The organism is Neisseria sp. DTU_2021_1001991_1_SI_NGA_ILE_055 (assembly GCF_032342915.1).
GTDB lineage: Bacteria > Pseudomonadota > Gammaproteobacteria > Burkholderiales > Neisseriaceae > Neisseria.
The window spans coordinates 893,273-918,493 of the sequence record NZ_CP135440.1 but is presented as its reverse complement, the minus strand read 5'-3'; the positions used below and the strand labels follow the sequence as shown (position 1 = coordinate 918,493).

The 25,221-nt window shown below is 47.7% G+C and carries 24 protein-coding genes; 12 read left to right on the top strand and 12 right to left on the bottom strand.

Annotation, left to right across the window (positions count from 1 at the left end; translation table 11 throughout):
- Window positions 1–17 precede the first annotated feature (17 nt).
- The 6 genes from RRV97_RS04225 to RRV97_RS04200 all read left to right on the top strand — a co-directional run bounded on the left by RRV97_RS04225 (window position 18) and on the right by RRV97_RS04200 (window position 4,023).
- The gene (locus RRV97_RS04225) at window positions 18–1,925 is read left to right on the top strand and encodes an ATP-binding cassette domain-containing protein (RefSeq protein WP_315612076.1); all 1,908 of its coding nucleotides are present in this window, start codon (window positions 18–20) and stop codon (window positions 1,923–1,925) included.
- Between the two features lie 90 nt (window positions 1,926–2,015).
- Entirely contained in the window at window positions 2,016–2,447 is a 432-nt protein-coding gene (locus RRV97_RS04220; RefSeq protein ID WP_003683270.1) for a type II toxin-antitoxin system RatA family toxin, read from the top strand.
- Window positions 2,440–2,712, top strand: coding sequence for an RnfH family protein (locus tag RRV97_RS04215; protein WP_315612075.1), 273 nt, complete (start codon window positions 2,440–2,442; stop codon window positions 2,710–2,712). Before RRV97_RS04220 ends, RRV97_RS04215 begins: the two co-directional genes overlap by 8 nt.
- Before the next feature lie 54 nt (window positions 2,713–2,766).
- Window positions 2,767–3,345: an aminoacyl-tRNA hydrolase gene (gene pth / locus RRV97_RS04210; RefSeq protein ID WP_070837715.1), complete on the top strand. Its 579-nt coding sequence runs from the start codon at window positions 2,767–2,769 to the stop codon at window positions 3,343–3,345.
- Between the two features lie 103 nt (window positions 3,346–3,448).
- Complete coding sequence (locus RRV97_RS04205; protein WP_070850571.1) at window positions 3,449–3,658, top strand: dioxygenase; 210 nt, start codon at window positions 3,449–3,451, stop codon at window positions 3,656–3,658.
- Window positions 3,655–4,023: a VanZ family protein gene (locus tag RRV97_RS04200; RefSeq protein ID WP_315612074.1), complete on the top strand. Its 369-nt coding sequence runs from the start codon at window positions 3,655–3,657 to the stop codon at window positions 4,021–4,023. The genes RRV97_RS04205 and RRV97_RS04200 overlap by 4 nt, the downstream gene beginning before the upstream one ends.
- Before the next feature lie 177 nt (window positions 4,024–4,200).
- Here the strand turns inward: RRV97_RS04200 and RRV97_RS04195 are convergent, their stop codons facing one another.
- Window positions 4,201–5,547 carry a hypothetical protein gene (locus RRV97_RS04195; protein WP_315612073.1) on the bottom strand — a complete coding sequence of 449 codons (1,347 nt, stop codon included), beginning with the start codon at window positions 5,545–5,547 and terminating at the stop codon, window positions 4,201–4,203.
- 304 nt (window positions 5,548–5,851) lie between these two features.
- On the opposite strand from RRV97_RS04195, the gene RRV97_RS04190 reads away from it, so the two are divergent.
- The gene (locus RRV97_RS04190) at window positions 5,852–6,058 is read left to right on the top strand and encodes a phosphoribosylglycinamide formyltransferase (RefSeq protein ID WP_107769408.1); all 207 of its coding nucleotides are present in this window, start codon (window positions 5,852–5,854) and stop codon (window positions 6,056–6,058) included.
- A 51-nt stretch (window positions 6,059–6,109) separates the two neighbouring features.
- Here the strand turns inward: RRV97_RS04190 and hemW are convergent, their stop codons facing one another.
- The 7 genes from hemW to dapA all read right to left on the bottom strand — a co-directional run bounded on the left by hemW (window position 6,110) and on the right by dapA (window position 11,428).
- Window positions 6,110–7,285: a radical SAM family heme chaperone HemW gene (gene hemW / locus RRV97_RS04185; RefSeq protein ID WP_315612072.1), complete on the bottom strand. Its 1,176-nt coding sequence runs from the start codon at window positions 7,283–7,285 to the stop codon at window positions 6,110–6,112.
- A gap of 96 nt (window positions 7,286–7,381) precedes the next feature.
- Window positions 7,382–7,744 carry a thioredoxin family protein gene (locus tag RRV97_RS04180; protein ID WP_315612071.1) on the bottom strand — a complete coding sequence of 121 codons (363 nt, stop codon included), beginning with the start codon at window positions 7,742–7,744 and terminating at the stop codon, window positions 7,382–7,384.
- Between the two features lie 59 nt (window positions 7,745–7,803).
- A complete protein-coding gene (locus RRV97_RS04175) occupies window positions 7,804–8,313 on the bottom strand; it encodes a hypothetical protein (protein WP_315612070.1) in 510 nt (169 codons plus the stop codon).
- 71 nt (window positions 8,314–8,384) lie between these two features.
- Complete coding sequence (gene rdgB / locus RRV97_RS04170; RefSeq protein WP_315612069.1) at window positions 8,385–8,978, bottom strand: RdgB/HAM1 family non-canonical purine NTP pyrophosphatase; 594 nt, start codon at window positions 8,976–8,978, stop codon at window positions 8,385–8,387.
- 9 nt (window positions 8,979–8,987) lie between these two features.
- The gene (locus RRV97_RS04165) at window positions 8,988–9,218 is read right to left on the bottom strand and encodes an NGO_0222 family membrane protein (RefSeq protein ID WP_003679018.1); all 231 of its coding nucleotides are present in this window, start codon (window positions 9,216–9,218) and stop codon (window positions 8,988–8,990) included.
- Window positions 9,219–9,340: 122 nt separating this feature from the next.
- Complete coding sequence (gene bamC, locus RRV97_RS04160; RefSeq protein ID WP_003746991.1) at window positions 9,341–10,471, bottom strand: outer membrane protein assembly factor BamC; 1,131 nt, start codon at window positions 10,469–10,471, stop codon at window positions 9,341–9,343.
- Between the two features lie 81 nt (window positions 10,472–10,552).
- A complete protein-coding gene (gene dapA, locus RRV97_RS04155; RefSeq protein WP_315612068.1) occupies window positions 10,553–11,428 on the bottom strand; it encodes a 4-hydroxy-tetrahydrodipicolinate synthase in 876 nt (291 codons plus the stop codon).
- 335 nt (window positions 11,429–11,763) lie between these two features.
- Here dapA and RRV97_RS04150 point away from each other — a divergent pair, with 335 nt between their 5' ends.
- From RRV97_RS04150 to nrdD, 4 genes are all read left to right on the top strand, one after another.
- Entirely contained in the window at window positions 11,764–13,155 is a 1,392-nt protein-coding gene (locus tag RRV97_RS04150; protein ID WP_315612067.1) for a nucleobase:cation symporter-2 family protein, read from the top strand.
- Window positions 13,156–13,271: 116 nt separating this feature from the next.
- Complete coding sequence (locus tag RRV97_RS04145; RefSeq protein ID WP_003746986.1) at window positions 13,272–14,414, top strand: class I SAM-dependent RNA methyltransferase; 1,143 nt, start codon at window positions 13,272–13,274, stop codon at window positions 14,412–14,414.
- A gap of 287 nt (window positions 14,415–14,701) precedes the next feature.
- A complete protein-coding gene (nrdG, locus tag RRV97_RS04140) occupies window positions 14,702–15,211 on the top strand; it encodes an anaerobic ribonucleoside-triphosphate reductase activating protein (protein ID WP_315612066.1) in 510 nt (169 codons plus the stop codon).
- Between the two features lie 117 nt (window positions 15,212–15,328).
- Complete coding sequence (gene nrdD / locus RRV97_RS04135; RefSeq protein WP_315612065.1) at window positions 15,329–17,110, top strand: anaerobic ribonucleoside-triphosphate reductase; 1,782 nt, start codon at window positions 15,329–15,331, stop codon at window positions 17,108–17,110.
- A gap of 208 nt (window positions 17,111–17,318) precedes the next feature.
- Here the strand turns inward: nrdD and RRV97_RS04130 are convergent, their stop codons facing one another.
- From RRV97_RS04130 to rfbD, 4 genes are all read right to left on the bottom strand, one after another.
- A complete protein-coding gene (locus tag RRV97_RS04130) occupies window positions 17,319–17,849 on the bottom strand; it encodes an REP-associated tyrosine transposase (protein ID WP_315612064.1) in 531 nt (176 codons plus the stop codon).
- A 560-nt stretch (window positions 17,850–18,409) separates the two neighbouring features.
- On the bottom strand, window positions 18,410–19,279 hold the full coding sequence (locus RRV97_RS04125) for a hypothetical protein (protein WP_315612063.1): 870 nt from the start codon (window positions 19,277–19,279) through the stop codon (window positions 18,410–18,412).
- 21 nt (window positions 19,280–19,300) lie between these two features.
- Window positions 19,301–22,150: an excinuclease ABC subunit UvrA gene (uvrA, locus tag RRV97_RS04120; protein ID WP_315612062.1), complete on the bottom strand. Its 2,850-nt coding sequence runs from the start codon at window positions 22,148–22,150 to the stop codon at window positions 19,301–19,303.
- A gap of 154 nt (window positions 22,151–22,304) precedes the next feature.
- Complete coding sequence (rfbD, locus tag RRV97_RS04115) at window positions 22,305–23,168, bottom strand: dTDP-4-dehydrorhamnose reductase (protein ID WP_315612061.1); 864 nt, start codon at window positions 23,166–23,168, stop codon at window positions 22,305–22,307.
- Window positions 23,169–23,608: 440 nt separating this feature from the next.
- On the opposite strand from rfbD, the gene RRV97_RS04110 reads away from it, so the two are divergent.
- A complete protein-coding gene (locus tag RRV97_RS04110) occupies window positions 23,609–25,063 on the top strand; it encodes a calcium-binding protein (protein ID WP_410505880.1) in 1,455 nt (484 codons plus the stop codon).
- Window positions 25,064–25,221: the final 158 nt, after the last annotated feature.

Genomic DNA, 25,221 nt, shown 5'->3' with positions numbered 1-25,221 from the left:
TTTTTTGAAGTTTCCCCATGAATATCTTATCCGTAGAAAATGCTTCTTTTGCTGTCGGCCACGTCGCCTTGCTCGACAAAACTTCTTTTCAACTCGACAGCGGCGAGAAAATCGGTTTAATCGGCCGCAACGGTGCGGGTAAGTCTTCGTTTTTAAAAATCCTTGCAGGTGTACAAAAGCTCGATGACGGGCAGATTATTGTTCAAAACAACCTCAAAATCGTTTATGTGCCGCAGGAGTCCTTTTTTGATAAGGACGCAACCGTATTTGATACTGTCGCCGAAGGTTTGGGTGAAATCCGTGATTTATTACGCCGTTATCATCACGTCAGCCATGAGTTGGAAAATGGTTCGAGTGAGGCTTTGTTGAAAGAACTCAACGAATTGCAGCTTGAAATCGAAGCGAAGGACGGCTGGAAGCTGGATGCGGCGGTGAAGCAGACTTTGGGCGAACTCGGTTTGCCGGAAAACGAAAAAATCGGCAACCTCTCCGGCGGGCAGAAAAAGCGCGTCGCCTTGGCGCAGGCTTGGGTGCAGAAGCCCGACGTATTGCTGCTGGACGAGCCGACCAACCATTTGGACATCGACGCGATTATCTGGCTGGAAAACCTGCTCAAAGCGTTTGAAGGCAGCCTGGTCGTGATTACCCACGACCGTCGTTTTTTGGATAATATCGCCACGCGCATCGTCGAACTCGATCGCGGCATTCTACGTTCCTATCCCGGCTCGTTCTCCAAATACAGCGAGAAAAAAGCGCAGGAATTGGCGGTTGAAGCGGAACACAACCGCCTCTTCGACAAATTCCATGCTCAGGAAGAGGCATGGATACGCAAAGGCATCGAAGCGCGCCGTACCCGCAACGAAGGCCGCGTGCGCCGTTTGGAAGAACTGCGCCGCCAACGCGCCGAACGCCGCAACGTACAAGGGCAGGTCAATTTCAAGCTCGACAGCGGCGAGAAAAGCGGCAAAATCATTGCCGAATTGGAACATGCCTCGTTTGCCTACGGCGACAAAGTCATCATGGACAAATTCTCCGCCATCTTGCAGCGCGGCGACAAAATCGGCTTAATCGGTCCAAACGGTATCGGCAAAACCACCTTCCTCAAGCTGATTTTGGGTGAATTGCAGCCGACTTACGGCAGAATCCGCATCGGCAGCAAGCAGGAAGTTGCCTATTTTGACCAGTTCCGCAGCGCGTTGAACGAAAACGACACCGTGTTTTACACGCTCGGACAGGGCAATGATTACGTTGAAGTCGGCGGTAAGAAAAAACACGTCATGAGCTATTTGGAAGATTTTCTGTTCCACCCCGCCCGTGCGCAAAGCCCTGTTTCATCGCTCTCCGGCGGCGAACGCAACCGCCTTCTGCTGGCAAAACTCTTCACCCGTCCTGCTAATATTTTGGTCTTGGACGAACCGACCAATGACTTGGACATCGATACCCAAGAGCTGCTCGAAGACTTGCTGCGCGATTACCAAGGCACGGTATTCCTTGTTTCGCATGACCGTATGTTCTTGGATAATGTGATTACCCAAAGCATTGTTTTCGAAGGACAAGGTCGTCTGAAAGAATACATCGGCGGCTATCAGGACTACATTGACGCAAAATCACGCGAAGAGAAAATTCAGACGACCTCCGCGCCGAAAACAACCGCAGAACCGGAAAAAGCCAAACCCAAGGCCAACCGCACGGTCAAACTTTCCTACAAAGAACAGCGCGAACTCGATGCGCTGCCTGACGAAATCGCTGCTTTGGAAACCGAACAGGCTGAAATCAATACCCAGCTTTCCGATCCTGAAATTTTCAAAGATTACGAAAAAGCAGGTGCATTGCAAAGCAGGGCTGAAGAAATCGAAATGCTGCTTTTGGAAAAGCTGGAACGCTGGGAATGGCTGGAAGCGAAACAAAATGGAGAAGCGGTTTAAATTGGGAATTTTGTCCCAAAGTAGGGCGGATATTTTTCTACATCATGCCGTCTGAACCCCGAATATTTAAAAACAAGGTCTACAACCAACATGAAAAAAGTTGAGAAAAATGTATTGGTGCTGCATAGCGCTAAGGAAATGTTTGAGCTGGTGGACAAAGTTGAGGACTATCCAAAATTTTTGCCGTGGTACAGCAAGACCGAAGTCATCGAACGCAAAGGCAACGAGCTCAAAGCGCGCCTGTTTATGGACTATATGCGCGTTAAGCAGTCGTTTGCAACGCACAACCACAATATCCCGGGGCAGGAAATCCGCATGGATTTACTCGAAGGGCCGTTTAAAACCCTGCGCGGCACTTGGAAATTTATCGATTTGGGCGATGATATGTGTAAAGTCGAATTCAGATTAGAATACGATTTCTCCAATGCCGTACTTTCTGCCATGATTTCCCCGGTGTTCGGCCACCTCGCCGGCACGCTGGTGGATGCTTTTATTAAAGAGGCCGACCGCCGCTATGCTTGAGATTGAAATTGTTTACGGACTGGCCGATAGGCAAGTGTTGAAGAACATGACCGTTGCCGAAGGGACAACCGTACGCGAAGCCGCCCTGCAAAGCGGTTTGGAGGTAGAGTTTCCAGAGTTGGATTTGCGGCAAGCGCCTTTGGGTATTTTCGGCAAGGCGGTGAAAGACGAGACGGTGTTGCGAGATGGCGATCGGATTGAGGTTTATCGTCCATTGTTGATTGATCCGAAAGAAGCGCGACGTAAACGCGCAGGGCAAGAATAAATCCAAGGCCGTCTGAAACTTTTTCAGACGGCCTGTCAAACTGAAAGAACAGTAATGAGCTTGAAAATTAAATTAATCGTCGGTTTGGGTAATCCAGGCCAAGAATACGAACAAACGCGCCACAATGTCGGCTTTTGGCTGTTGGATGAACTGGCGTGGAAATGGAAAGTCAATTTTAAAGACGAGAAGAAATTTTACGGCGAAGTAGCGCGCGCCACTACGCCTGATGGTGATGTTTGGCTGCTCAAACCCATGACATTTATGAACCGCTCCGGTCAGGCTGTTGCCGCTTTGGCTCAGTTTTACAAAATCAAGCCGGAGGAAATCTTAGTGGTTCATGACGAGCTGGATATCCCATGCGGCCGTATCAAATTCAAACTTGGTGGCGGCAACGGCGGACATAACGGCCTCAAAGACATTCAGGCTCGTTTGGGTACGCCTAATTTCTACCGTTTGCGCTTAGGTATTGATCATCCTGGCGACCGTAATCTGGTTGTCGGTTATGTATTGAATAAACCGTCGGCGGAACACAGACAGCAAATCGATGACGCCATCGCCAAATCCCTGCAAGGATTGCCGGCCGTGTTGAATGGCGAATGGGAAGAGGCAACACGTTTTTTACACAGTAAGTAAGCGTGCCCAAATCAAACGGGCAGCCTTGCACATCATGTTCAGACGGCCTGAAAACAGACGGCGCAGTCTGGCTAGCGATAAACCAATTAAAGAAACAGTAAATATGAACGAACTGACCAGCCTGATGCAGACCGAAGCCCCCGGCGTTGTTGGAGAAACATTAGACTTCTGCCTTTACGAATGCAGTATTGAAGATGCTCCGGATGCAGAAGAAGTAGCACAATGGCGTGATATTTTGAAGGCGCGGGGTGGAAAATTTGTCCGCTTGGCAGGCATCTGTCAAACATGGCTGGATGAAGAGGCCGACAAATGAAAGCCTTGCCATTAAACAAATTTACTGCCGCTGCCTTAATCTGGTTTGCCGCCGCCATTTATGCCTTACTTTTCAAAGAGGGCGGCAATAGCGCTCCACCATTTCCCCATTTTGATAAAGTCGGCCATTTCGGACTGTTTTTCGGTCAGGCATGGTTGTGTGCAAAAATATTTATTCAAGACAATAGGAATATTCCCTATAAAGGCATTCTGTTTGCCGCTTTATTATTTGCAGTAGGAAGCGAGCTGGCTCAGGCATTTCTGACTACTACGCGCCAAGGTTCAATCGCGGACGGCATTGCCGATATGGCAGGTACGGCTGCGGCGCTGTGGTTTGCAGAAAAAGTAAAAGCAGCAAAAAGTTAGATATATTTAAAGAAGTTAAAAGGCCGTCTGAAATCCTGAGAAACAGGTTTCAGACGGCCTTTTGTTACTTGATAATAAGTATCATATTATTAGAATCTCATGCGTACGTCAACAGATAATTTGTTTCAGATTATCGAATTTACTCCAGTAGCTCTACATCTGTATCTGAGGCTATATTTATGATGTAAATCGTTTAACTATTGATTTTAAAAGGATAGAGCTTCCATTATTATGGGAAAAATATTTTGCATTTTCAATGTCATTGATTAAATCAGGATTTAATCCTAATAAATTATCTTCAAATTTCAATATACTTGAATCCGTGTTTTCCCAAGCTGCATCCAAACTTTTAATTATTAATTCTTTCAATTTATAAAAAGCATTTTTAGCTTTGGTTATATCTTCTTCGTTTTGGGCACATTCTTTGAGTAAAAGAAATAACCTTGTTAAAACAGGTTGAGTCCAATGGTTAAATGGAAATTCTAAAAAATGCTCGTATTGTTGAATTGCTTTTGACAGGTTTTTATTAACCCAAAGTCCTTCCTGATATGCGAAACCTAAATATAACACTCCAAGATAATTTGGAAATTGTTGCTGTTTATTTGACCGTTTAATATTCCCATCCATATCAAGCATTATCGGCCCTTCTTCAATAATAGGAAATGGATTAAATCCGTTAATTTCTGCTGATTTTCTTGCATATTCAAAAAATTGTTGATATTTTCGTGTGCAATAAGATAAATATGCTAATTTATTAAATGCAAAAGGAAAGTCATATTTAGTAGCTCCTTTATAATATTCTATTGCTTTATCAATATCTTTCTCAATATGTCCATTTACGCCAATTTCATAAATCTGTCCCAATTGATAGAGAGCTAACACATCATAATTTTGGGCTGCTGATTTATAAAATTCCAAGGATTTGGAGTATTTTTGTTTTTTGTAAAAATAAAAATTACCTAAGTAAGTCTGTAAACTCCCTATGTTATGTTTTTCTGCTAAGTTCTCTAATCTCTTCTGTTCATTGTAATTTTTATCTAATAACTCCCAAGCATCTAGAATGGATTTAGGTTTGTTGTTATAAAATAAGGTTGCGGCATTGAAGTAAATTTGCAAATCACTATCCCAAGAAAGTATTTCTTGAGTTTCTATTGTTTTGTCAATAATTCTTTTTATTTCTAGTTCTTTATCATTATCGATATTATCTAATACTTCACTTTGATTTTGCACATCAGGGTATTTTTTAGATACTGCTTCCCAACATTGCTTCCAAGTAATTTTTCTACTTTTATCTTCATATAGTTTAAAACTAGGTTCTAGTTTATCATTAGTTTTTAATCGCTCTAGTCCTTTAGAAAATCTTTCGCAGAATAACCTTATCTCTTTTTCCTCTTCAGCGCTGGATAGATACCGAATTTCGTCATCATGTAAAATATTGAAAACCTCTTTAGCCAGGTCATTATTCGACCAGTTTTTAAAATTCTTTAAATTCATAAAGTTAGAAAATATTTCTTTATTTTTCATTATAAACTCCTATTTGTCCCTAATTTTGTCGCTGTTTGTCCGAGTGCCGAATTTATCATGACCATATTCGCTAAATATCCATCAGCGGATAATCTTCTTATCAATTTTAAAAGGAAACAATTATGGCAACCAATAATACTGGTAATACAAATCCCAACTGGCCAAGCCGAACAGGTAACCCTTCTGGTGGAGGTCGTGGTAATAACCCTGCTAAAAGTAAATAATTCCCTATACTAATAAAAATCTGGACCGTTATTGATTGAGAGGTCAGTAACGGTTTCTAAAAATCTAAGAAAGAAGATAAATGCACAGATATAGTACAAATTCTAAAATAGATAAATTGGTCAAAACCAAGATCAAAGAAGGCTGGAAAGTAAAATTTGGCAAAAAACATCCAGCATTAATTGCTCCAAATAACCGTAGAATTGCAATCCCTGTAACACCAAGTGATTACAAAGCTTTTTATAGTTTTCGTCTTCAAGTCAAACAACTTATGCTTTGCCATTCTTAATTTTATGCGGTTTGAAATTCTTTGGATAGCTTTCTTTCATCTTGGATAAACTTATAAAAAACACTGTAACAAGTCGTTTAAGAACAAACGGCCTTGTTCGGTCGGGCGGAACACAGTCGGGTCTGATTCAAGCAGGCCTTTTTGTCTGGCGGTTTCGATTTGTGTCATAATTTTTGCAGTGGGTACGCCGGTACGTTCTTGCAGCGTTGCAGCAGGTACGCCGTCGGTCAGGCGCAGGACGTTCATCATGAACTCGAATGGAAGGTCTTCGGCAACAACGGTTTTGCGTTCAACTGCTTCATGCGGATTACTCTGCATGGCGGCAAGATAGTCGTTGGGATGACGGCGGCGGACGGTGCGCTCGATGCGGTCGGGATAGGAAATTTTTCCGTGTGCGCCCGCGCCGATGCCCAAATAATCGCCGAACTGCCAGTAGTTCAAATTGTGGCGGCACTGCATGGCTGGTTTTGCAAAAGCCGATGTTTCGTAGTGAATAAAGCCCGCGCCTTCCAGCGCGCCGTGTACGGCATCTTCAATATCCAATGCTGCTTCATCTTGCGGCAAATCTTTTGGCGGCGTATGACCAAAAGGCGTGTTCGGCTCCATGGTCAGATGATATGCGCTGATATGCGATACGCCTGTTGCAATAGCGGTTTGCACATCGTTTAAGGCCGTCTGAACCGTTTGGTTTGGCAGGGCGTACATCAAATCGATATTGACTTTTTCAAATAATTTCAAGGCAGTATCAATGGCTGTCAGGGCTTCTTTGCCATTGTGAACACGTCCCAATCGAGCAAGCATATCGTCGTTAAAACTTTGCACGCCGATAGATAGACGCGTAATGCCTGCATCTTTAAATCCTTGAAATTTCTCAATTTCAAATGTGCCCGGATTGGCTTCTAAAGTAATTTCCGCTTCGGGTTGCAAACGCACTAATGAACGCACGCCGCTTAACAAACGGTCAATCGATTTCGCTTGAAACAGGCTGGGCGTACCGCCGCCGAAGAATATGGTTTCCACCGGTCTGCCCCAAATATTGGGCAATTCAAGCTGCAAGTCGGTTAATAGGGCATCGATATAGGCTTCTTCCGGCAGGCCGTTTTTCAGGCTGTGTGAATTAAAGTCGCAATACGGGCATTTTTTGATGCACCACGGAATGTGGATATAGAGTGATAAAGGAGGCAGGGCGGTTAGCTGGCCGGGGCGTTGGAAGGTAATTTGGGTCATGATATGTGTTGAGGCTCGAGGCCGTCTGAAATTTTTAGGGCCTTATTTTAACTGAAATGTCGGCTGGGAAAGTAATCAGTAGGAAATTTGCGCAGTCTAAGCGCTCAAAAAAGCTTCAATTTCTTCTTCTGATAATTTGGAATTGCAGACAAATTTTATTCTGCCTTGTGAGATGTTGAGTAATGCGGGAACAGTTTTGATGCCGTGTTTTTCACGAAAATCTTTCAAAGCCGCTTTGTTGCTGCTGTCTGTAAAGCGGATGGTAAGCTGCTTGTTTAAGGAAACAGTAGACAGTTTTGCAACAAAACGGCGACAGTATGAACAACTTGGTTTTCCTAAAAAGACGATAGCAGTTTCTTGACTGTCAATGAGTTGAAGAAGTTCGTCAGGCGTAGTCGGGATAAAGGCAGCAACGTGTTTTGCAAAGGCTGCCAATTCTTCAGGTGTGGGCTTGGGCATGGGAATGAATGTGAGGTAGGCCGTCTGAAGGTTTCAGACGGCCTGTTGTTTTTATGTAGTTAAAGTCTTTTGCGCATCCAAGATGAGAGTTTGGGTGCACCAAATAGCAGGAAAATGCCGATAAAAAGCTGCGCGATGTTGGCAAGTATACCGGCTTGGTTTTGTGCGCCGAGGTCCGCCCAAACGGATGTATGTGTGTCGATAGCAATAGACTGTACAAAAAGATAGAGAGAGAACTGGTAAATTAGGTCGGGGATAGCTTGGAAAACAGTATATACGCCTATTAATACAATACCGGTCGTCAGCCATGGTGCAGGGTGTTTTGGGGCTTCCTGTACGGTTTGCAGATGTTCGGGCAACAGGCGGTTGGCAATGGCGGCAGGGAAACACCATAGCAGCAGCCATGCAATTAAATACAAGCCGTAGAGCATCAGTACGGATGAGATTTGTTTGCTGTCATACATGCTTTCTGACTGTGCGAATATGGTAGCGATGCTGCCAAGCGTTTGTACGATACCGATTAAAACGACCAAGCGGATGGCGACAATCAAGATTTGCTTAGGGGACATGGATTTCTTTTATTATTTATTGGATTTGGAACATCTAAAAAAACGTTTCAGGTTTTCAGACGGCCTTTGGTTTATAAGGACTCGATTTTTCTTAACAATTCACGCAATGCTTGGGCGCGGTGGCTTTCGGCATTTTTGATTTCAGGGTCAAGCTCGGCGGCGGTGCAACTGTGTTCGGCCAGATAGAAATGAGGGTCGTAGCCGAAGCCGTTTGTGCCGGCTGCTTCGGCCTGCCATTGGCCGCGCCAGATGCCTTCGGCGATGATGGGCTGCGGATCGTTTTCGTGGCGGACGAGGACGAGCACGCAGACGTAGTAGCAGCTTTTGTCGTCTTTATCGGCAAGATCGGCGGACAGTTTGGCATTGTTTGCGGTATCGGATTTGGGGTTTTCGCCTGCATAACGTGCGGAGAAAATGCCGGGTGCGCCGTTTAAGGCGTTGGTGCAGATGCCGGAATCGTCGGCAAGTGCCGGTAAGCCGCTGTATTTGGCGGCATGACGTGCTTTAGCCAGGGCATTTTCAACAAAGGTATGGTACGGCTCGGGACATTCGGGCGTATTGAACTGTGATTGTGGCAGGACTTCGATGTTTAAGTCAGCAAAAAGGCGGGAAAATTCTTTGAGTTTGCCTGCGTTGCCACTGGCAAGGACGATTTTTTCAAACATGGTTTTTCCTTAATGGTTTTCGGTTTGCTGCATACGAGCCATTTGTGCGCGTGCTTTGTGGCGGATGTAAAGGGCAAGGCTGCCGATTTGGGCAAAAACGGCGGCAAAGGCAAACAGAAAGGCGGCAACGGCAAATTGTTTGCTGTGAATGCTCAGAAGATAAGCGCCCAACAGAATCAGTACGATAAACATCAGGGTAAACAGGGCGGTCAGGAGCAGATAGGCTTTTTGTCGGGTCATGGCAGCTTGGTTAAGGGAGAAAAATATTCTGATTATAACGTCAGATTGGGAATTTGAAACCATGCTGGATTCGTTAAAAAGGCCGTCTGAATATTTCAGACGGCCTTAAGTCGAATAACGGATTAACGCAATTCTGTGTGCAGGCGGCTCAACAATGTGGAGGCATCGCTGCCTTTGTATGGGCTGCCGTCTTTGTTCAACAGATGGAGGCGTGCGCCATTGTTGATTGGCTCAACATAGACGATGATTTCAGGATAAGTTTTTGGTGCTTCTGCTTTGCCTTTGCCAAATACGCGTTTGAACAGGCCGGGTTTTTTATTGGCAACTGCTTCGCCTTCGGTTGGGGCTTGTTGAACCAAGAAAGCGCGGCGTTCGGCATTTTGACCGATAACAGTCAGGCCGATGCGGTCAAGCGCAAGGGCGGTACGGCGCCAGTTGCGGCCGTAATCGCCTGCCAGCAGCAGGGTGCCGTTGTCCACACGGGCCAACTCAGAAGCATTGCTGCGGGCGGCAACGCTTTGGGTCAGGGCCTGTTCGGCTTGTTGGCCGTCAACGCCCAAGTATTGCATAAAGCGGGCGAGGAATGCGGCTTCGAGGTTAGGGTCGCTCTCGCTTGGCTGCCACATGGTGGTGTCTTTTTTACGGTCGGCATAAACTTCTTTCATGCCTTTATGGGCGAAGAAGATGTCGGTTGAACCGTTTTTGCCTTGTTCGATGCGGATGATGAACTTGTCGCGTTCGCTGGTGGAGTAGATGCCGCCCAAGCCGACTTTGTCCAACAGGCGGCGCAGGCTGTCTTGAGGGATTTTGGCTCGGTTTTCAGCCCACTCGGTTTCCATTTGGCCGATGGCCGGTTCTTCGGATTTGATGTCGAAACCGTTTTCTTGCCAGAACACTTTCAGCAACGGCCAAATTTCGCGAGGCGATTTGCCATCGACAACCAACCAGCGTTGGTTGCCGTCACGCTCAAGGCGTACGCCTTTAACGGATTTCAAAACTTCTGCATTGGCAGGTTGTTGTACGGCTTGAGTGCGGCGTTTGTTGAAGTCGCTGGCACGGACTGCACCGCTGCCTGCCGGTAATTGATAGAGGTTGCCTTGGTCCGGGTTATTCAAATCAGGTGGTACTTCCAGTTTGACCAGGCGGTGCGATTGACTTTGATAGTCGAGTTTGGGTTGTTCTTTTTTGCTGCCGGAACAGGCAGTCATGCTAATCAGGGCGAGGGCTACTACGATGGGTTTGATATAAGTCATCTTGTTTTCCTGTGGATGAAGTTCTTAACAGGGAGGCCGTCTGAAAAGGGTGTTTGGGATTCAGACGGCCTTATTTCCGGATCAGATTTGTCCTGATTTTTCCAGAGCGGCTCGGACTTTGGCTTGACCGGCTTCGGTCAGTGCTACCAAAGGCAGACGAACATGGGGCTCGCATTTGCCCAATAAGCTCAGGCCCCATTTGGGCGCGGCCGGGCTGGGCTCGCAGAACATGGTGTTATAAATTGGGATAAGTTGCTCGTTTAGACGACGGGCGGTCGCAATATCGCCCTCAAGGGCGGCTCGGCACATATCGGCAAAGAGTTTCGGTGCAACGTTGGCTGCGACGGTTACTACGCCATGACCGCCACACAGCATGAAAGGCAGGCCGGTAGGATCATCGCCGGAGAACACGGCAAAACCTTCAGGAACGCTGTTGATCAATTCGATATTGCTGCCGATTTTGCCGCTGGCTTCTTTGACACCCACGATATTGGGAATTTCAGCCAAGCGCAAAATAGTGTCGTTGCTCATGCTGACGACGGTGCGGCCGGGAACATTATAAATAATCATCGGAATCGAAGTGGCTTCGGCGATGGCTTTGAAATGTTGGTAAATGCCTTCTTGCGAAGGTTTGTTGTAGTAGGGAACAACAGATAAGGTGTAGTCCGCACCGGCTTGCTCGGCGGCTTTGGAAAGGGCGATGGCTTCGACAGTATTGTTGGCGCCTGTGCCGGCGATAACGGGAATGCGCTTGTTGACGTGTTTGACAGTGGCTTCGATAACGGCCAAATGTTCTTCGACAGGCAGGGTGGCTGACTCGCCGGTGGTACCGACTGCGACGATGCCGTCGGTGCCGTTTTCAATGTGCCAGTCGATTAAGTCATGAAGTTGTTCGTAGTTGATGCTGCCGTCTTGATTCATCGGAGTAATCAGGGCAACCAGACTGCCTTTTAACATACGGAAACCTTTAATTTTATGGTGTGGGTGGATTATTCATCGGATTGTAGCTTACTTTGTTGTTTGTGTGAAACATATCCGCTATGAGGCCGGGCCGTTTAATCGTGATTTGTCATTATCTTAATGAATAATACATTTTTAAATCATTAGTTTGTTTGTTTTAAGATGGAAAAATACTGTCAAGGATTAAAATGTGTTAAGGCTGTTTGAGGCCGTCTGAAAATGATTGGGCAAAACTTTCATACGGCCTGATGATTTTGAATTTGCTGATACATTTTAAATTAGTTAAAATGCGCATCTTAATATTTTTTAACGATTCTTAAGAAAGGGTCATCATGGCCGAAATGACAGATAAACAGGCCGGTTCGCCTGATTTGGTTTACGGTTTGGAAGATAAGCCGCCGTTTGGGAATGCGTTGTTGAGTGCGGTTACGCACCTTTTGGCTATTTTTGTCCCGATGATTACGCCGGCGCTGATTGTCGGCGGGGCGTTGGAGCTGCCGGTTGAAATGACGGCTTATTTGGTGTCGATGGCGATGGTGGCTTCCGGTGTCGGTACTTATTTACAGGTCAACCGTTTCGGGCCGGTCGGTTCGGGCATGTTGTCGATTCAGTCGGTCAATTTCTCTTTTGTTACCGTGATGATTGCGCTCGGTGCCGGCATGAAAGAGGGCGGTTTGACTGAAGATGCGATGATTTCAACGCTTTTGGGCGTGTCCTTTGTTGGTGCGTTTTTAGTGTGCTTCTCTGCCTGGCTTTTGCCTTATCTGAAAAAAGTGATTACGCCGACTGTAAGCGGCGTGGTCGTTATGTTGATCGGCTTGAGCTTGGTGCATGTCGGCATTACCGATTTCGGCGGTGGCTTTGGTGCGAAAGCAGACGGTACGTTCGGCTCGATGGAAAACTTGGGTTTGGCATCGCTGGTGTTGCTGATTGTTTTGGTTTTCAACTGCTTGAAAAATCCTTTGCTGCGCATGAGCGGCATCGCGGTAGGTTTGATTGTCGGTTATATTGTTGCGCTGTTTTTGGGCAAAGTAGATTTTTCCGCCCTGCAAAACCTGCCGCTGATTACCCTGCCGGTTCCGTTTAAATATGGCTTCGCATTTGATTGGCACGCGTTTATCGTTGCCGGTGCGATTTTCTTGTTGAGCGTATTTGAAGCAGTTGGCGATTTGACGGCGACAGCAATGGTCTCCGAGCAGCCGATTGAGGGTGAGGAATACACCAAACGTCTGCGCGGCGGCGTATTGGCAGATGGTTTGGTGTCTGTAATTGCGACTGCGTTGGGTTCTTTGCCTTTGACTACTTTTGCGCAAAATAACGGCGTGATTCAAATGACCGGCGTGGCTTCGCGTCATGTGGGCAAATATATTGCGGCGATTTTGGTATTGTTGGGCTTGTTCCCTGTTATCGGGCGCGCGTTTACCACGATTCCGAGTCCGGTTTTGGGTGGCGCGATGGTGTTGATGTTTGGCCTGATTGCGATTGCAGGCGTGCGGATTTTGGTCAGCCACGGTATTCGCCGCCGTGAAGCGGTTATCGCGGCAACTTCTGTCGGTTTGGGTCTGGGGGTGGCGTTTGAGCCGGAAGTGTTTAAAAACCTGCCGGTATTGTTCCAAAACTCAATTTCCGCAGGCGGTATTATGGCGGTATTGTTGAACTTGGTTTTGCCGGAAGATAAAACCGATAAAGCGGTTAAGGTGGAAACCGATAGTTTGGATCACTAAGCAAGCTTTATTCAAAGGCCGTCTGAAGTTTCAGACGGCCTTTTGGTTTTCGGCTATAATATTGTTTTTATTTGTTATCCGAGTGGTTCGGATAGCTCTACCCGGAAAGGTCTTATATGACGGTTTATTCACTTTTTATCACTTGTCCTCGCGGTTTGGAAGCGCCTTTGACGCAGGAGCTCGACAGCATGGCATGTCAGGATATCCGTGCTGTTGACGGCGGTGTGGCATGTAAAGGCACGATGGAGCAGGTGTACCGCATCAACCTGCATTCGCGCGTTGCCAGCCGCGTTTTGCTGCGCTTGACCAAAGGCGGTTATCGCAACGAACACGATATCTACAAACTGGCACGAAATCTGCATTGGACAGGTTGGTTTAAGCTGGAGCAGACCTTTAAAGTTAAAGTCGAAGGCAAGCGCGCCAATGTGAAAAGCTTGGATTTTGTCGGTTTGAAAATCAAAGATGCCGTCTGCGATGCCTTCCGCGATATTTATGATGCGCGTCCGAGCGTGGGCAAAATCAACCCCGATATCCGCATTCATGCCTTTATCGATGAGCGCAATGTGGAGATCTTTATCGATACTTCCGGCGAAGCACTCTTCAAGCGCGGCTATCGTCAGGATACCGGCGAAGCGCCATTGAGGGAAAACTTGGCGGCAGGTCTGCTGCTTTTGGCAGGCTACGACGGTACGCAGCCTTTCCAAGACCCGTTTTGCGGCAGCGGCACGATTGCCATTGAGGCTGCATGGATTGCGACACATCGTGCGCCGGGCTTGATGCGCCGTTTCGGTTTTGAAAAACTGCAAAACTTCGACAAAGAAAAATGGCAAGCCCTGCGCCGTGAGGCTGAAAAACAAATCAAACCGGCCGCCGCGCCCATTTCCGGCAGCGACAACGACCGTTATATGATCCGTGCCGCATTGGCCAATGCCCAAGCCGCCGAAGTGGATAATTTCATCCGTTTTGACGTGCAAGATGCGCAGGCCGCGCGGCCGAACGGCGAACACGGCATTATGATTTCCAATCCGCCTTATGGCGTGCGCCTTGCGGAAGTTCAAGCTTTGCAGGCTTTATATCCGCAACTCGGTACATGGTTGAAACAATATTACGCCGGCTGGCTGGTAGGAATGTTTACCGGCGATCGCGATATGCCGAAATTTATGCGCCTTTCTCCGAAGCGGAAAATTCCTTTGTTTAACGGTAATTTGGATTGCCGATTGTTTTTGATGGATATGGTGAAAGGTTCGAATCGGGGTTAAAACCTGAAATTAAGGCCGTCTGAAAGATGATTTCAGACGGCCTTTTTTGATTTGTTAAAACCGTTTTTGTTATAACGGAGTTTGCTTTTCTTTTTTTATATTAATGCACTGAAATTGTTTTCAGACGGCCTTTATCAAAGGAGCCGTGTAGATGTAATTATTGAAATTTACAATCTATTAAATTATAAAAACCTATTACAAAATAAAGATGGATTGTTAAATAAAATACCATATCTAGTAGTATTGTGTTTTAATTCACACCATATTTTGTGTTTTATGGCATTGCAATGAGCGGTTTGAAATTCACAATCGAGCAAATTGTATGGCAGGAAGTGCCGGGCGAAGTGTCTCTGGCGTTTCTGTTTTCCGGTTGTCCGCTGCGTTGCAAAGGTTGCCATAGTGCCGATACATGGAAAGAGGGCATCGGCACGGAATTGACCGAGGATTACTTAAAAGGCCGTCTGAAACGCTATCGCGGATTAATCAGCTGCGTGTTGTTTATGGGCGGGGAGTGGCAACCGAAAGCCTTGCAGAAAATGCTGGCCATCGTGACGCAGGCGGGTTTGAAAGCCTGCTTGTACACCGGCCTGGAGCGTGAAGAGCTGGAGGCGGTTTCAGACGGCATCCTGCCTTATCTGACGTATCTGAAAACCGGCCGCTGGCAGATGGAGTTGGGCGGTTTGGAAAGTCCGGCCACCAATCAGAAGTTTATCAATTTGCACACGGGCGAAGTGTTAAACCGCTTGTTTATCAAAGACAAACCTGTGCCTAAAGTTTTTCCAGTGGCTTCAATTTAGCCCGGTGCTGTATTGCACTGATTTAAATTGAATTTATTGTATTCGCTGACAGCGATGTTTCAGACGGCCTGACCGTCATTGTTTAATAAATCAACCAAACCATACAGGAGAATTAACATGATTCGGCTGCATCCCGAACAGTTAAACGGAAAACTACAATTCATGCGTGACTACATCGGCGCGCAAAACGCGGCGGACGGCTCGAAAATGGACGCCAATGCCAACGTAACGCAAAAAAACATCGCTACGATGGAAGCGGAAATCATGAAAGACTTTTTCGTGCAGATTAACCGCGCCCAAGTGTCGCGCAAAATCGCCGAAATTTTCGACCAATCCGTTGCTGACGAATACATCCGCCAGATTGAGGCGCATGAGATTTATGTGCATGACGAAACCAGCCTCAAGCCTTATTGTGTGTCGGTTACGCTGTATCCCTTCCTGCTCGACGGCTTAAGCAAACTCGGCGGCGAATCCAAAGCGCCACAACATTTGGCATCTTTTTGCGGTTCGTTTATCAACCTTGTGTTTGCCATCAGCGCGCAGTTTGCCGGTGCGGTGGCGACAGTGGAATTTCTGACTTATTTCGACTACTTCGCCCGCAAAGACTACGGCGACGATTATTTGGAAACCCACGGCAAAGAAATCGCCAACCATATGCAGCAGGTGGTGTACAGCATCAACCAGCCCGCCGCCGCACGCGGTTATCAAAGTGTATTCTGGAATATTTCCGTTTACGATCAATACTATTTTGACGCGATGTTCGGCGATTTCGTCTTCCCCGATTTCAGCAAACCAGTGTGGCCAAGCGTGGCGAAGTTGCAAAACTTCTTCCTTAAATGGTTTAACCAAGAGCGCACCAAAGCCATTTTGACCTTCCCCGTCGTAACCGCCGCGATGCTGACCGACGGCGGCAAATGCAAAGACACCGTGTTCGCCGACGAAATGGCGAAAGAGTTGGCGGAAGGCAATTCCTTCTTCGTCTATCTTTCCGACAACCCCGACTCCTTGGCTTCCTGCTGCCGCCTGCGCAACGCCATCGAAGACCGAACCTTCAGCTACACCCTCGGTGCGGGCGGCGTGGCGACCGGTTCCATCAACGTCATCACCATCAATATGAACCGGCTGGAACAAGACGGGCGCGACCTTGCCGCCGAAGTCGCCAAAATCCACAAATACCAATACGCCTACCGCAAACTGATGGAAGAATACCAAGCCGCCGGAATGCTGCCCGTTTACGATGCAGGCTTCATCACGTTGGACAAACAGTTCCTCACCATCGGTATCAACGGCATGGCGGAAGCAGCCGAATCACAAGGCATCAAGGTCAGCTACAACGACGACTACATCAACTTCGTCCAAGGCCGTCTGAAAACCATATTCGAAGCCAACCAAGCCGCCAGTAAACACTACGGCGTGAAGTTCAACACCGAGTTCGTCCCCGCCGAAAACCTCGGCGTGAAAAACGCCAAATGGGACAAAGCCGACGGCTACCAAGTCAGCCGCGAATGCTACAACTCCTATTTCTACGTCGTCGAAGACGAAGAAATCAACGCGCTCGACAAATTCCTGCTGCACGGCAAAGAACTGGTGGACTGGCTCGACGGCGGTTCCGCACTGCACCTGAACCTTGACGAAGCCCTGCCCAAATCCGGCTACCGCTCGCTCTTGGACATCGCCGCGCAAACCGGCTGCAACTACTTCTGCGTGAACGTACGCATCACCATCTGCAACGAATGCGGCCACATCGATAAACGCACCCTGCACGCCTGCTCCGCCTGCGGCAGCCACGACATCGACTACGGCACCCGCGTCATCGGCTATCTAAAACGCGTATCCGCCTTCTCAAGCGGACGACGTAAAGAACACGCGCTCAGACATTATCACCGTAAAGCGGCGTAATTATTTAAAAAAGGATTACTTAAAAAAGCAAAGGCCGTCTGAAATTTCAGACGGCCTTATGTTTAGATAGACTGACTCTTTCAGCTGCATGATTTTAATTAAATTAAACAACAATGCTTGACACTTTAATATTTTGAAGTTCTGCATGATTCGCAGGTAGGGTGTGTGGCATAGCCACGCACGCGGTCGGTAGTGTTTTATAGCGCATTCATTCCCCAAAACTCATTACCGCTGTTTCTTTTGTGCCTCCCCAATCTAACGGCAGCAATCCGTCCCGCACATAACGGTGGAACGACGAAAACGCCCAATCGCGGACATTGTCGCACAATCCATGTTTGACGGGATTGAAATGGATGTAGTCCGCGCAACGTTGTAAATCCGTTTCGTCGCGTACGGTGTGTTCGTAAAAACGCCGTTGCCAAATACCGCGTTCGTTCCGCCGCTGTTTGCTGGCAGACAGGTTTTCGGCATGTGGGAAATGTACGGAGAATTTGGTTTTAATCAGCCGCCAGCGCAAGGAATAATCCGCATCGTCGGGCGGCAGCGTCCAAATGACGTGAATATGGTTCGGCAGTACACATACGGCGACGGTTTCAAAGGGATATTGTTTTTGCACATCCATATAGGCCGCACGCAATAAGTCGATATGTTCGACAAGCAGGCGCGATTTTGGGTCGGCGAGTTTGACGGTGAAAAAGAATGTGCCGCCAGCAATGAAGTTTCTTCGATAACGCGCCATAGGATTTTTGTTTGTGGCTTGGGTGTTGGAGAAGGAATGGGTTGTTGTTTAAGATTTTAACTTTGTTAAATTTGATGCTTTCAGACGACATTGGAGGTCGTCTGAAAGCGCTAGCTTCAACGAAGTTAAAAGTTGAAACGGCAAACCATCAATCAAATAACTGCGTGCGTACCGCACACACCCTACACGTTGGCTTTGAAGTTCCGTGCAATTCACAGGTAGGATGTGTAGCGCAGCCACGCACGCGGTCGGTTGAGTATACAGGATACTGCTTGCTGCGATAACGCGCCATAGGATTTTTGGCTTGTGGTTTGGGTGTTGGAAAAGGAACGGTTTGTTGTTTAAGGTTTTAACTTTGTTGAAGCTGATGTTTTCAGACGGCATTGGAGGCCGCCTGAAAAGTTGAAACGGCAAACCGCCAATCAAGCAACCGCGTGCGTGCGTACCGCACACACCCTACACGTTGGTTTTGAAGTTTCGTGGACTCACAAGTAGGGTGTGTGGCGCAGCCACGCACGCGGTCGGTTGGATATGCAGGCTACGGCTTGCTGATTTACAGTTTATTTAAGCAAATTTGATACAATTTTCCATGAATCAGTAAATCGTAATACTACAGTAAGTAAACCACCCATAACGATAAGTCCCGTGTATAGAGGATGAGCTTTCACTATCTCTGGAAATACAGACCAATGGAAGCCGTATTTTTCTCTAAATGTTCCATTATTCTTTAAAGTATTGGCATGAGTCCTATCAAAAAAATTAGCTAACATATCTAATTTTCTTAATGTTGACATATGCAATGCCTTATAATTTTTATCTTTAAATGCATTTGCTTCTTCAGCACCTTCCATTGCATCCCTAGTTGCTACCTTGTTCATAGCAGCAAGTACCATCATTCGACCTTTATGTTTTTTGCCATATTGGTCTGTATACTCATGACTTGCATAATTTCTCCCATACAAAGAAACTAAAGCACGTGCTAAATCAAATTTTTTATCATCTGAAATAGTAGTCGGCTCACCTCCTAAAACTCTATAACGATGCTCTAAAGCTTGGAAACCATAATTAATATCTCTCATATTCCAATGAATATAATGAGCTCTAGAGTTTGTTCTAATAAAGTTGAAATAGTTATCAAGTACATCTTTTTCAAGTTCATCTAATGACTCATCTATCTTATCTTCTTTTTTCTTAATTTCAGCCGATAGCCAAATTGACCAATAATGTGTCTGAGCATCTTCTAAGTTTCGGAGCCCTATAGATGTTACTCTTCCTGTTTTAAATGCTTTTTTATGTTCATCATAAAATGACTCGCAAGAATAATGAATAACGTAACTGTTTCCCTTCTCTGCATAAATATGATTCATTGACTCTTTATTCTTTTTCCTATTTTTCAATCTTTCAAGTTCTGATGTGGCTGATTTAGTCATTAAAAACTCCTGTCAATATGATTATTTTATTATGTATCCCAAATACTTCCCAGTATAACTCCCCTTAACCTTCGCCACATGCTCAGGGCTACCTGAAGCAATAATTCTCCCCCCACCATCGCCACCTTCCGGCCCCAAGTCCACAATCCAATCCGCAGTTTTAATCACGTCAAGATTATGCTCGATAATCACAATCGAGTTGCCTTTACCTTTCAGACGGCCTATGACTTCCAGCAGCAGGGCGATGTCGGCGAAGTGCAGGCCGGTGGTGGGTTCGTCGAGGATATAGAGTGTTCTGCCAGTGTCGCGTTTGGAGAGTTCCAAGGCGAGTTTGACGCGTTGGGCTTCGCCGCCGGAAAGGGTGGTGGCGGACTGGCCGAGGCGGATGTAGCCGAGGCCTACGTCCATCAGGGTTTGCAGTTTACGCGATACGGTGGGGACGGCGTCGAAAAATTCGCGGGCCTCTTCGACGGTCATGTCGAGGACTTGGCTGATGTTTTTGCCTTTGTATTGGATTTCGAGGGTTTCGCGGTTGTAGCGTTTGCCGTGGCAGACTTCACAGGGGACGTACACGTCGGGCAGGAAGTGCATTTCGACTTTAATCACGCCGTCGCCTTGGCAGGCTTCGCAGCGGCCGCCTTTGACGTTGAAGGAGAATCGGCCGACGTTGTAGCCGCGTTCGCGCGAGAGGGGGACGCCGGCGAAGAGTTCGCGGATGGGGGTGAACAGGCCGGTGTAGGTGGCGGGGTTGGAGCGCGGGGTGCGGCCGATGGGGGATTGGTCAACGTTGATGACTTTGTCGAGGTGTTCGAGGCCGTGGATGTCGTCGTATGGGGCAGGTTCTTCTTGGGCGCGGTTGAGTTCGCGGGCGGTGATTTTGGCGAGGGTGTCGTTAATCAGGGTGGATTTGCCGCTGCCGGATACGCCGGTGATGCAGGTAATCAAACCGAGCGGCAGTTCGAGGGTGACGTTTTTGAGGTTGTTGCCGCGCGCGCCTTTGAGGACGAGCATTCGGTCGGGATTGACGGGCGTGCGTTCAGACGGCACGGCAATGGATTTTTTGCCGCTGAGGTATTGTCCAGTAACGGATTTTTCGCATTTGGCGACGTTTTCGGGCGTGTCGGCAATCAGTACGTTGCCGCCGTGTTCGCCTGCGCCGGGGCCCATATCGACGACGAAATCGGCTTCGCGGATGGCGTCTTCGTCGTGTTCGACCACAATTACGCTGTTGCCCAAATCGCGCAGGCGTTTGAGGGTGGCGAGCAGGCGGTCGTTGTCGCGCTGGTGCAGGCCGATGGAGGGTTCGTCCAAAACGTACATCACGCCGGTCAGGCCGCTGCCGATTTGGCTGGCGAGGCGGATACGCTGGGCTTCGCCGCCGGAAAGGGTTTCGGCGGAGCGGGAGAGATTCAGGTAATCCAGCCCGACATTAATCAGGAAGCCGAGCCGCTCAGTGATTTCTTTGAGGATTTTTTCGGCGATTTGTTTTTTGTTGCCGTCCAAATCCAGCGTTTCGAAGAATTGGTGGGTTTTGGTCAGCGGCCAGGCGGAGACTTCGTGCAACGGTTCGCCGCTGACGTAAACGTAGCGGGCTTCTTTGCGCAAACGTGCGCCGCCGCAGCTCGGGCAGGCGCGGTGGTTTTGGTATTCGCGTAGTTTTTCGCGCACGGTTTCGCTGTCGGTTTCGCGGTAGCGGCGTTCGAGATTGGGGATGATGCCTTCGAAGGCGTGGCTGCGGTTGAAGGTGGTGCCGCGTTCGGACAGGTAGGTGAAGTCGATGACTTCTTTGCCCGAACCGTGCAACACGACTTTTTTCACTTTTTCCGGTAGGCTTTCCCAAGCGGCATTGACATCAAATTTATAATGATGCGCCAGCGATTGAATCATTTGGAAATAGAATTGGTTGCGTTTGTCCCAGCCGTCAATCGCGCCTGCTGCTAAGGATAATTCGGGATGGGCGACCACTTTTTCGGGATCGAAGAAGTTGGTGTTGCCCAAGCCGTCGCAAGTCGGGCAGGAGCCCATCGGGTTGTTGAAGGAAAAGAGGCGCGGCTCTAATTCGGGCAGGCTGTACGAACACACGGGGCAGGCGAAACGCGCGGAAAACCAATGTTCTTCGCCGCTGTCCATTTCCATTGCCAGCGCGCGCTCGTTACCGTGACGTAGCGCGGTTTCAAAACTTTCCGCTAGACGTTGTTTGATGTCGGCTTTTACTTTCACGCGGTCGATGACCACGTCGATATTGTGTTTGATGTTTTTTTCCAGCTTCGGCACTTCATCCAACTGATAGACCTCGCCGTCCACGCGTACACGCGCAAAGCCCTGAGCCTGCAAGTCGGCAAAGAAATCGACAAACTCACCCTTACGTTCGCGCACAGCCGGCGCAAGAATCATCACGCGTGTGTCTTCCGGCAGCTTCAACACGGCATCGACCATCTGCGACACGGTTTGGCTCGACAGCGGCAGATTGTGTTCGGGGCAATACGGCGTGCCGACGCGGGCGTACAAAAGACGCAGGTAGTCGTGGATTTCCGTTACCGTGCCGACGGTGGAACGCGGATTGTGGCTGGTGGATTTTTGCTCGATAGAAATCGCGGGCGACAGGCCTTCGATCAAATCGACATCGGGTTTGTCCATCATCTGTAAAAACTGACGGGCATAGGCGGAAAGGCTTTCGACATAACGGCGTTGGCCTTCGGCATATAAAGTATCAAATGCCAGCGATGATTTGCCGCTGCCTGACAATCCTGTTACCACCACGAGCTTGTGGCGCGGAATGTCCAAATCGACGTTTTTCAAATTATGCGTGCGCGCGCCGCGGATGCGGATGGTGTCGTTGTCATGTGAATGTTTGGGATGATGGTTGCACATATTGTCAGGCCGTCTGAAAAATAAAATAAACGGCTATTGTAGCACTTTTCAAATGTCAGACTGGATAGATAAAGCTTTTGATATATATAAAAGAAACAAAAAGGCCGTCTGAAAATGTGTTTTCAGACGGCCTTGATATAGATGGATCAGCTTATCAGTCGATTTTGCGGAGAATTTCGCGCAGGGCTTTTTGCCAGTCGGACGGTTTGATACCGAATTCGGTCTCCAGACGTGAGCAATCCATGATGCTGTATGCCGGACGTGGGGCGGGCAGGGGATATTGATCGGTGGTGATTGCGTTCAGTTCCGGAATGCGGAAGCTGTCGTCTAATTGGTGGGCCGTCTGAAAGATGGCTTTGGTAAATTCGTACCATGTTGCCGATTTATTGCCACAGTAATGGAAGATACCGCGTGGGGAGGTGGGTTGTTGTAATAATTCGATAATGGCGTGTGCCAAATCGCCTGCATAAGTCGGACAGCCGGTTTGGTCGTGAACGACGGAGAGGGAATCGCGTTCTTTGGCAAGGCGCAACATGGTTTTGACGAAATTGCTGCCGTATTCGCTAAACAGCCATGAAGTACGGACGATTGTACTTTCCGGATGCGCGGCTAAAGCCAAAAGCTCGCCTGCTACTTTGGATTGACCGTAAGTACTGCGCGGATTGGTGTAGTCGGTTTCGCGGTAAGGGCGTTTGCCTTCGCCGTCGAATACATAATCAGTGGAAATATGAATAAAGCGGGCGTGTGCGACGCGAGCAGCTGCTGCCAGGTTGTGAACAGCAGTTGCGTTGACGGCAAAAGCAGCCTCTGCGTTTTCTTCTGCTTTATCGACGGCAGTGTAAGCTGCGGCATTAACGATGGCATCGGGTTGGAAATTTTTGATCATGTGATGCACGGCTTCGGTATCGGTAATGTCCAGCGAAGTAGAGTCGGTAGCAATCAGTTCCCAATCTTCGGGCAGGCGGTCGCGCAGACAACGGGCAAGCTGACCTTTGGCTCCGGTCAATAAAGTACGCATGGTTGAGTATCTCCTCTGATGGCTGTTGAATAGGTATTCGTGTCATTATAATGTAAATAAGACAAATTCACATTATTAGCATCGAACAAAATACAAACAGGGCCGTGTTTGAGTAAGTAGTCGATATTATCTACCTATAATGTAACTATTTATCAATATTTTAATAATATACTATAACTATAGTTAAAATATAGGTTTTAACTAGATGGATTAAGCAGTTATATTGGTTAAGAGATTGTGAATCAATGTTAATGTTTTTATAATTGTTAGGATAATGGTATTTAAAATTAGGGGAGCTTCTGTCCTTTTGTCGGTAAATTCTACCGTTTGATATTTTTGAGTAAATATTTTGCAAAATATTACTAAAATAATAATTGGGCAAGGGCGGATTTGCTCGTTCCGTCAACCCAATATTTTATTAACTTTTGGGAGTAATTATTATGGCATACTGTTACGGGGGGTATTATACTAGACCCCTGGTTAGTTCTTACTGCGCTCCTGCGCCTAAGGCTTCCTACTCTTCTTACTACTGCGCTCCTGCAGCAAAATCTTCTGTTTCTATCGGCAGCATCGCTAGCATTGCCAGCATCGGCGTGTCAGTAGTTAACGCGGTAACCGGTTTGGTTTCTGCTATTGCGGCTTTCTGCCCACCGGCAAAAACGCCTAACTACAAATGTGTTCCGGTTTGCCCACCTTACAACTGCGACCCAATCAAACCGATCCCATGTCCAAAACCACAACCTAAACCTCAGCCTAAGCCTCAACCAAAACCTGAGCCTAAACCTGAGCCACAACCAGAACCTCAACCAGAACCAAAACCACAACCAAAACCTGAGCCTAAGCCAGAACCAAAACCTGAGCCGAAACCAGAACCTAAGCCAGAGCCAAAACCTGAGCCTAAACCAGAACCAAAACCTGAGCCTAAGCCAGAGCCAGACTGCAAAGACTGTGTTGACGACCATAACCAAAACAACTCATACGGTCACGAAGACAAAAACCCAGGTAATGTCATTCGAGCTGAAGACTGCAAAGACGGCAACGTTATCCGCGGTACTGATGCTAAAGATACCATTTATGGTACTGCTTGCGAAGACATCATCTACGGTGGCAACGGCACAGACGTAATCTACGCCGGTGCCGGTAACGACACCATTTACGGTGATGCCGACGGTGACTCTCTGTACGGTGAAGAAGGTAAAGACTACCTGCAAGGTGGTGCCGGTAACGACTACCTGAACGGTGGTTCCGGTGCAGACATCATGCGCGGTGGCGACGGTAACGACGTTTATTTCGTTGACAACGTTAACGACCAAGTTATCGAGTACGGCAATGCACACGCCGGTATCGATACTGTCCGTACCGTTATTGACTACACGCTGACCGATCACGTTGAAAACCTGATTTTGCAAGGTATGCAAAACCTGAACGGTACCGGTAACTCTTTGAACAACAACATCGAAGGCAACGGTGGCGACAACCATCTGTACGGCTTGGCCGGCGACGACTGCCTGGTGGGTAAAGACGGTAACGACTACCTCGACGGCGGTGTCGGCAACGACATTCTGATCGGTGGTACCGGTAACGATACTTACTTCTTCGACAAAGGTTACGGTCACGACACTATCCGTGAAGAAAGTGGTAATGACACCTTGTTGTTCGGTAAAGGCGTTGCAGCTTCTGACGTATTGCTGAGCAAATCAGGTGCTAACTTGACTGTTTCTGTCGGTACTAACGACAGCATCACCATCGACGACTGGTTCACCGGTAACGATCACAAAGTTGAAAACTTCAAGTTTGCTGACGGTAGCACTTACCAAGTAACCGGCCACGGCGACTACTACTCTCTGTCTGCTGTGAACCAAATCCAAGATCAGACTCAGGCTCCTGCCATCTGATAGGATGATGGTTTTTAGGGTTTATCCCTAAAATCAAAGGCTAAGGCCGTCTGAAACCGGGCTATAAGGTTTCAGACGGCCTTTATTTTGTAAACAATCTGACGAAAGATGCCAAATTGGGCTAAAATATCAAATTCTTCTGTTTACCAAAGAGATAC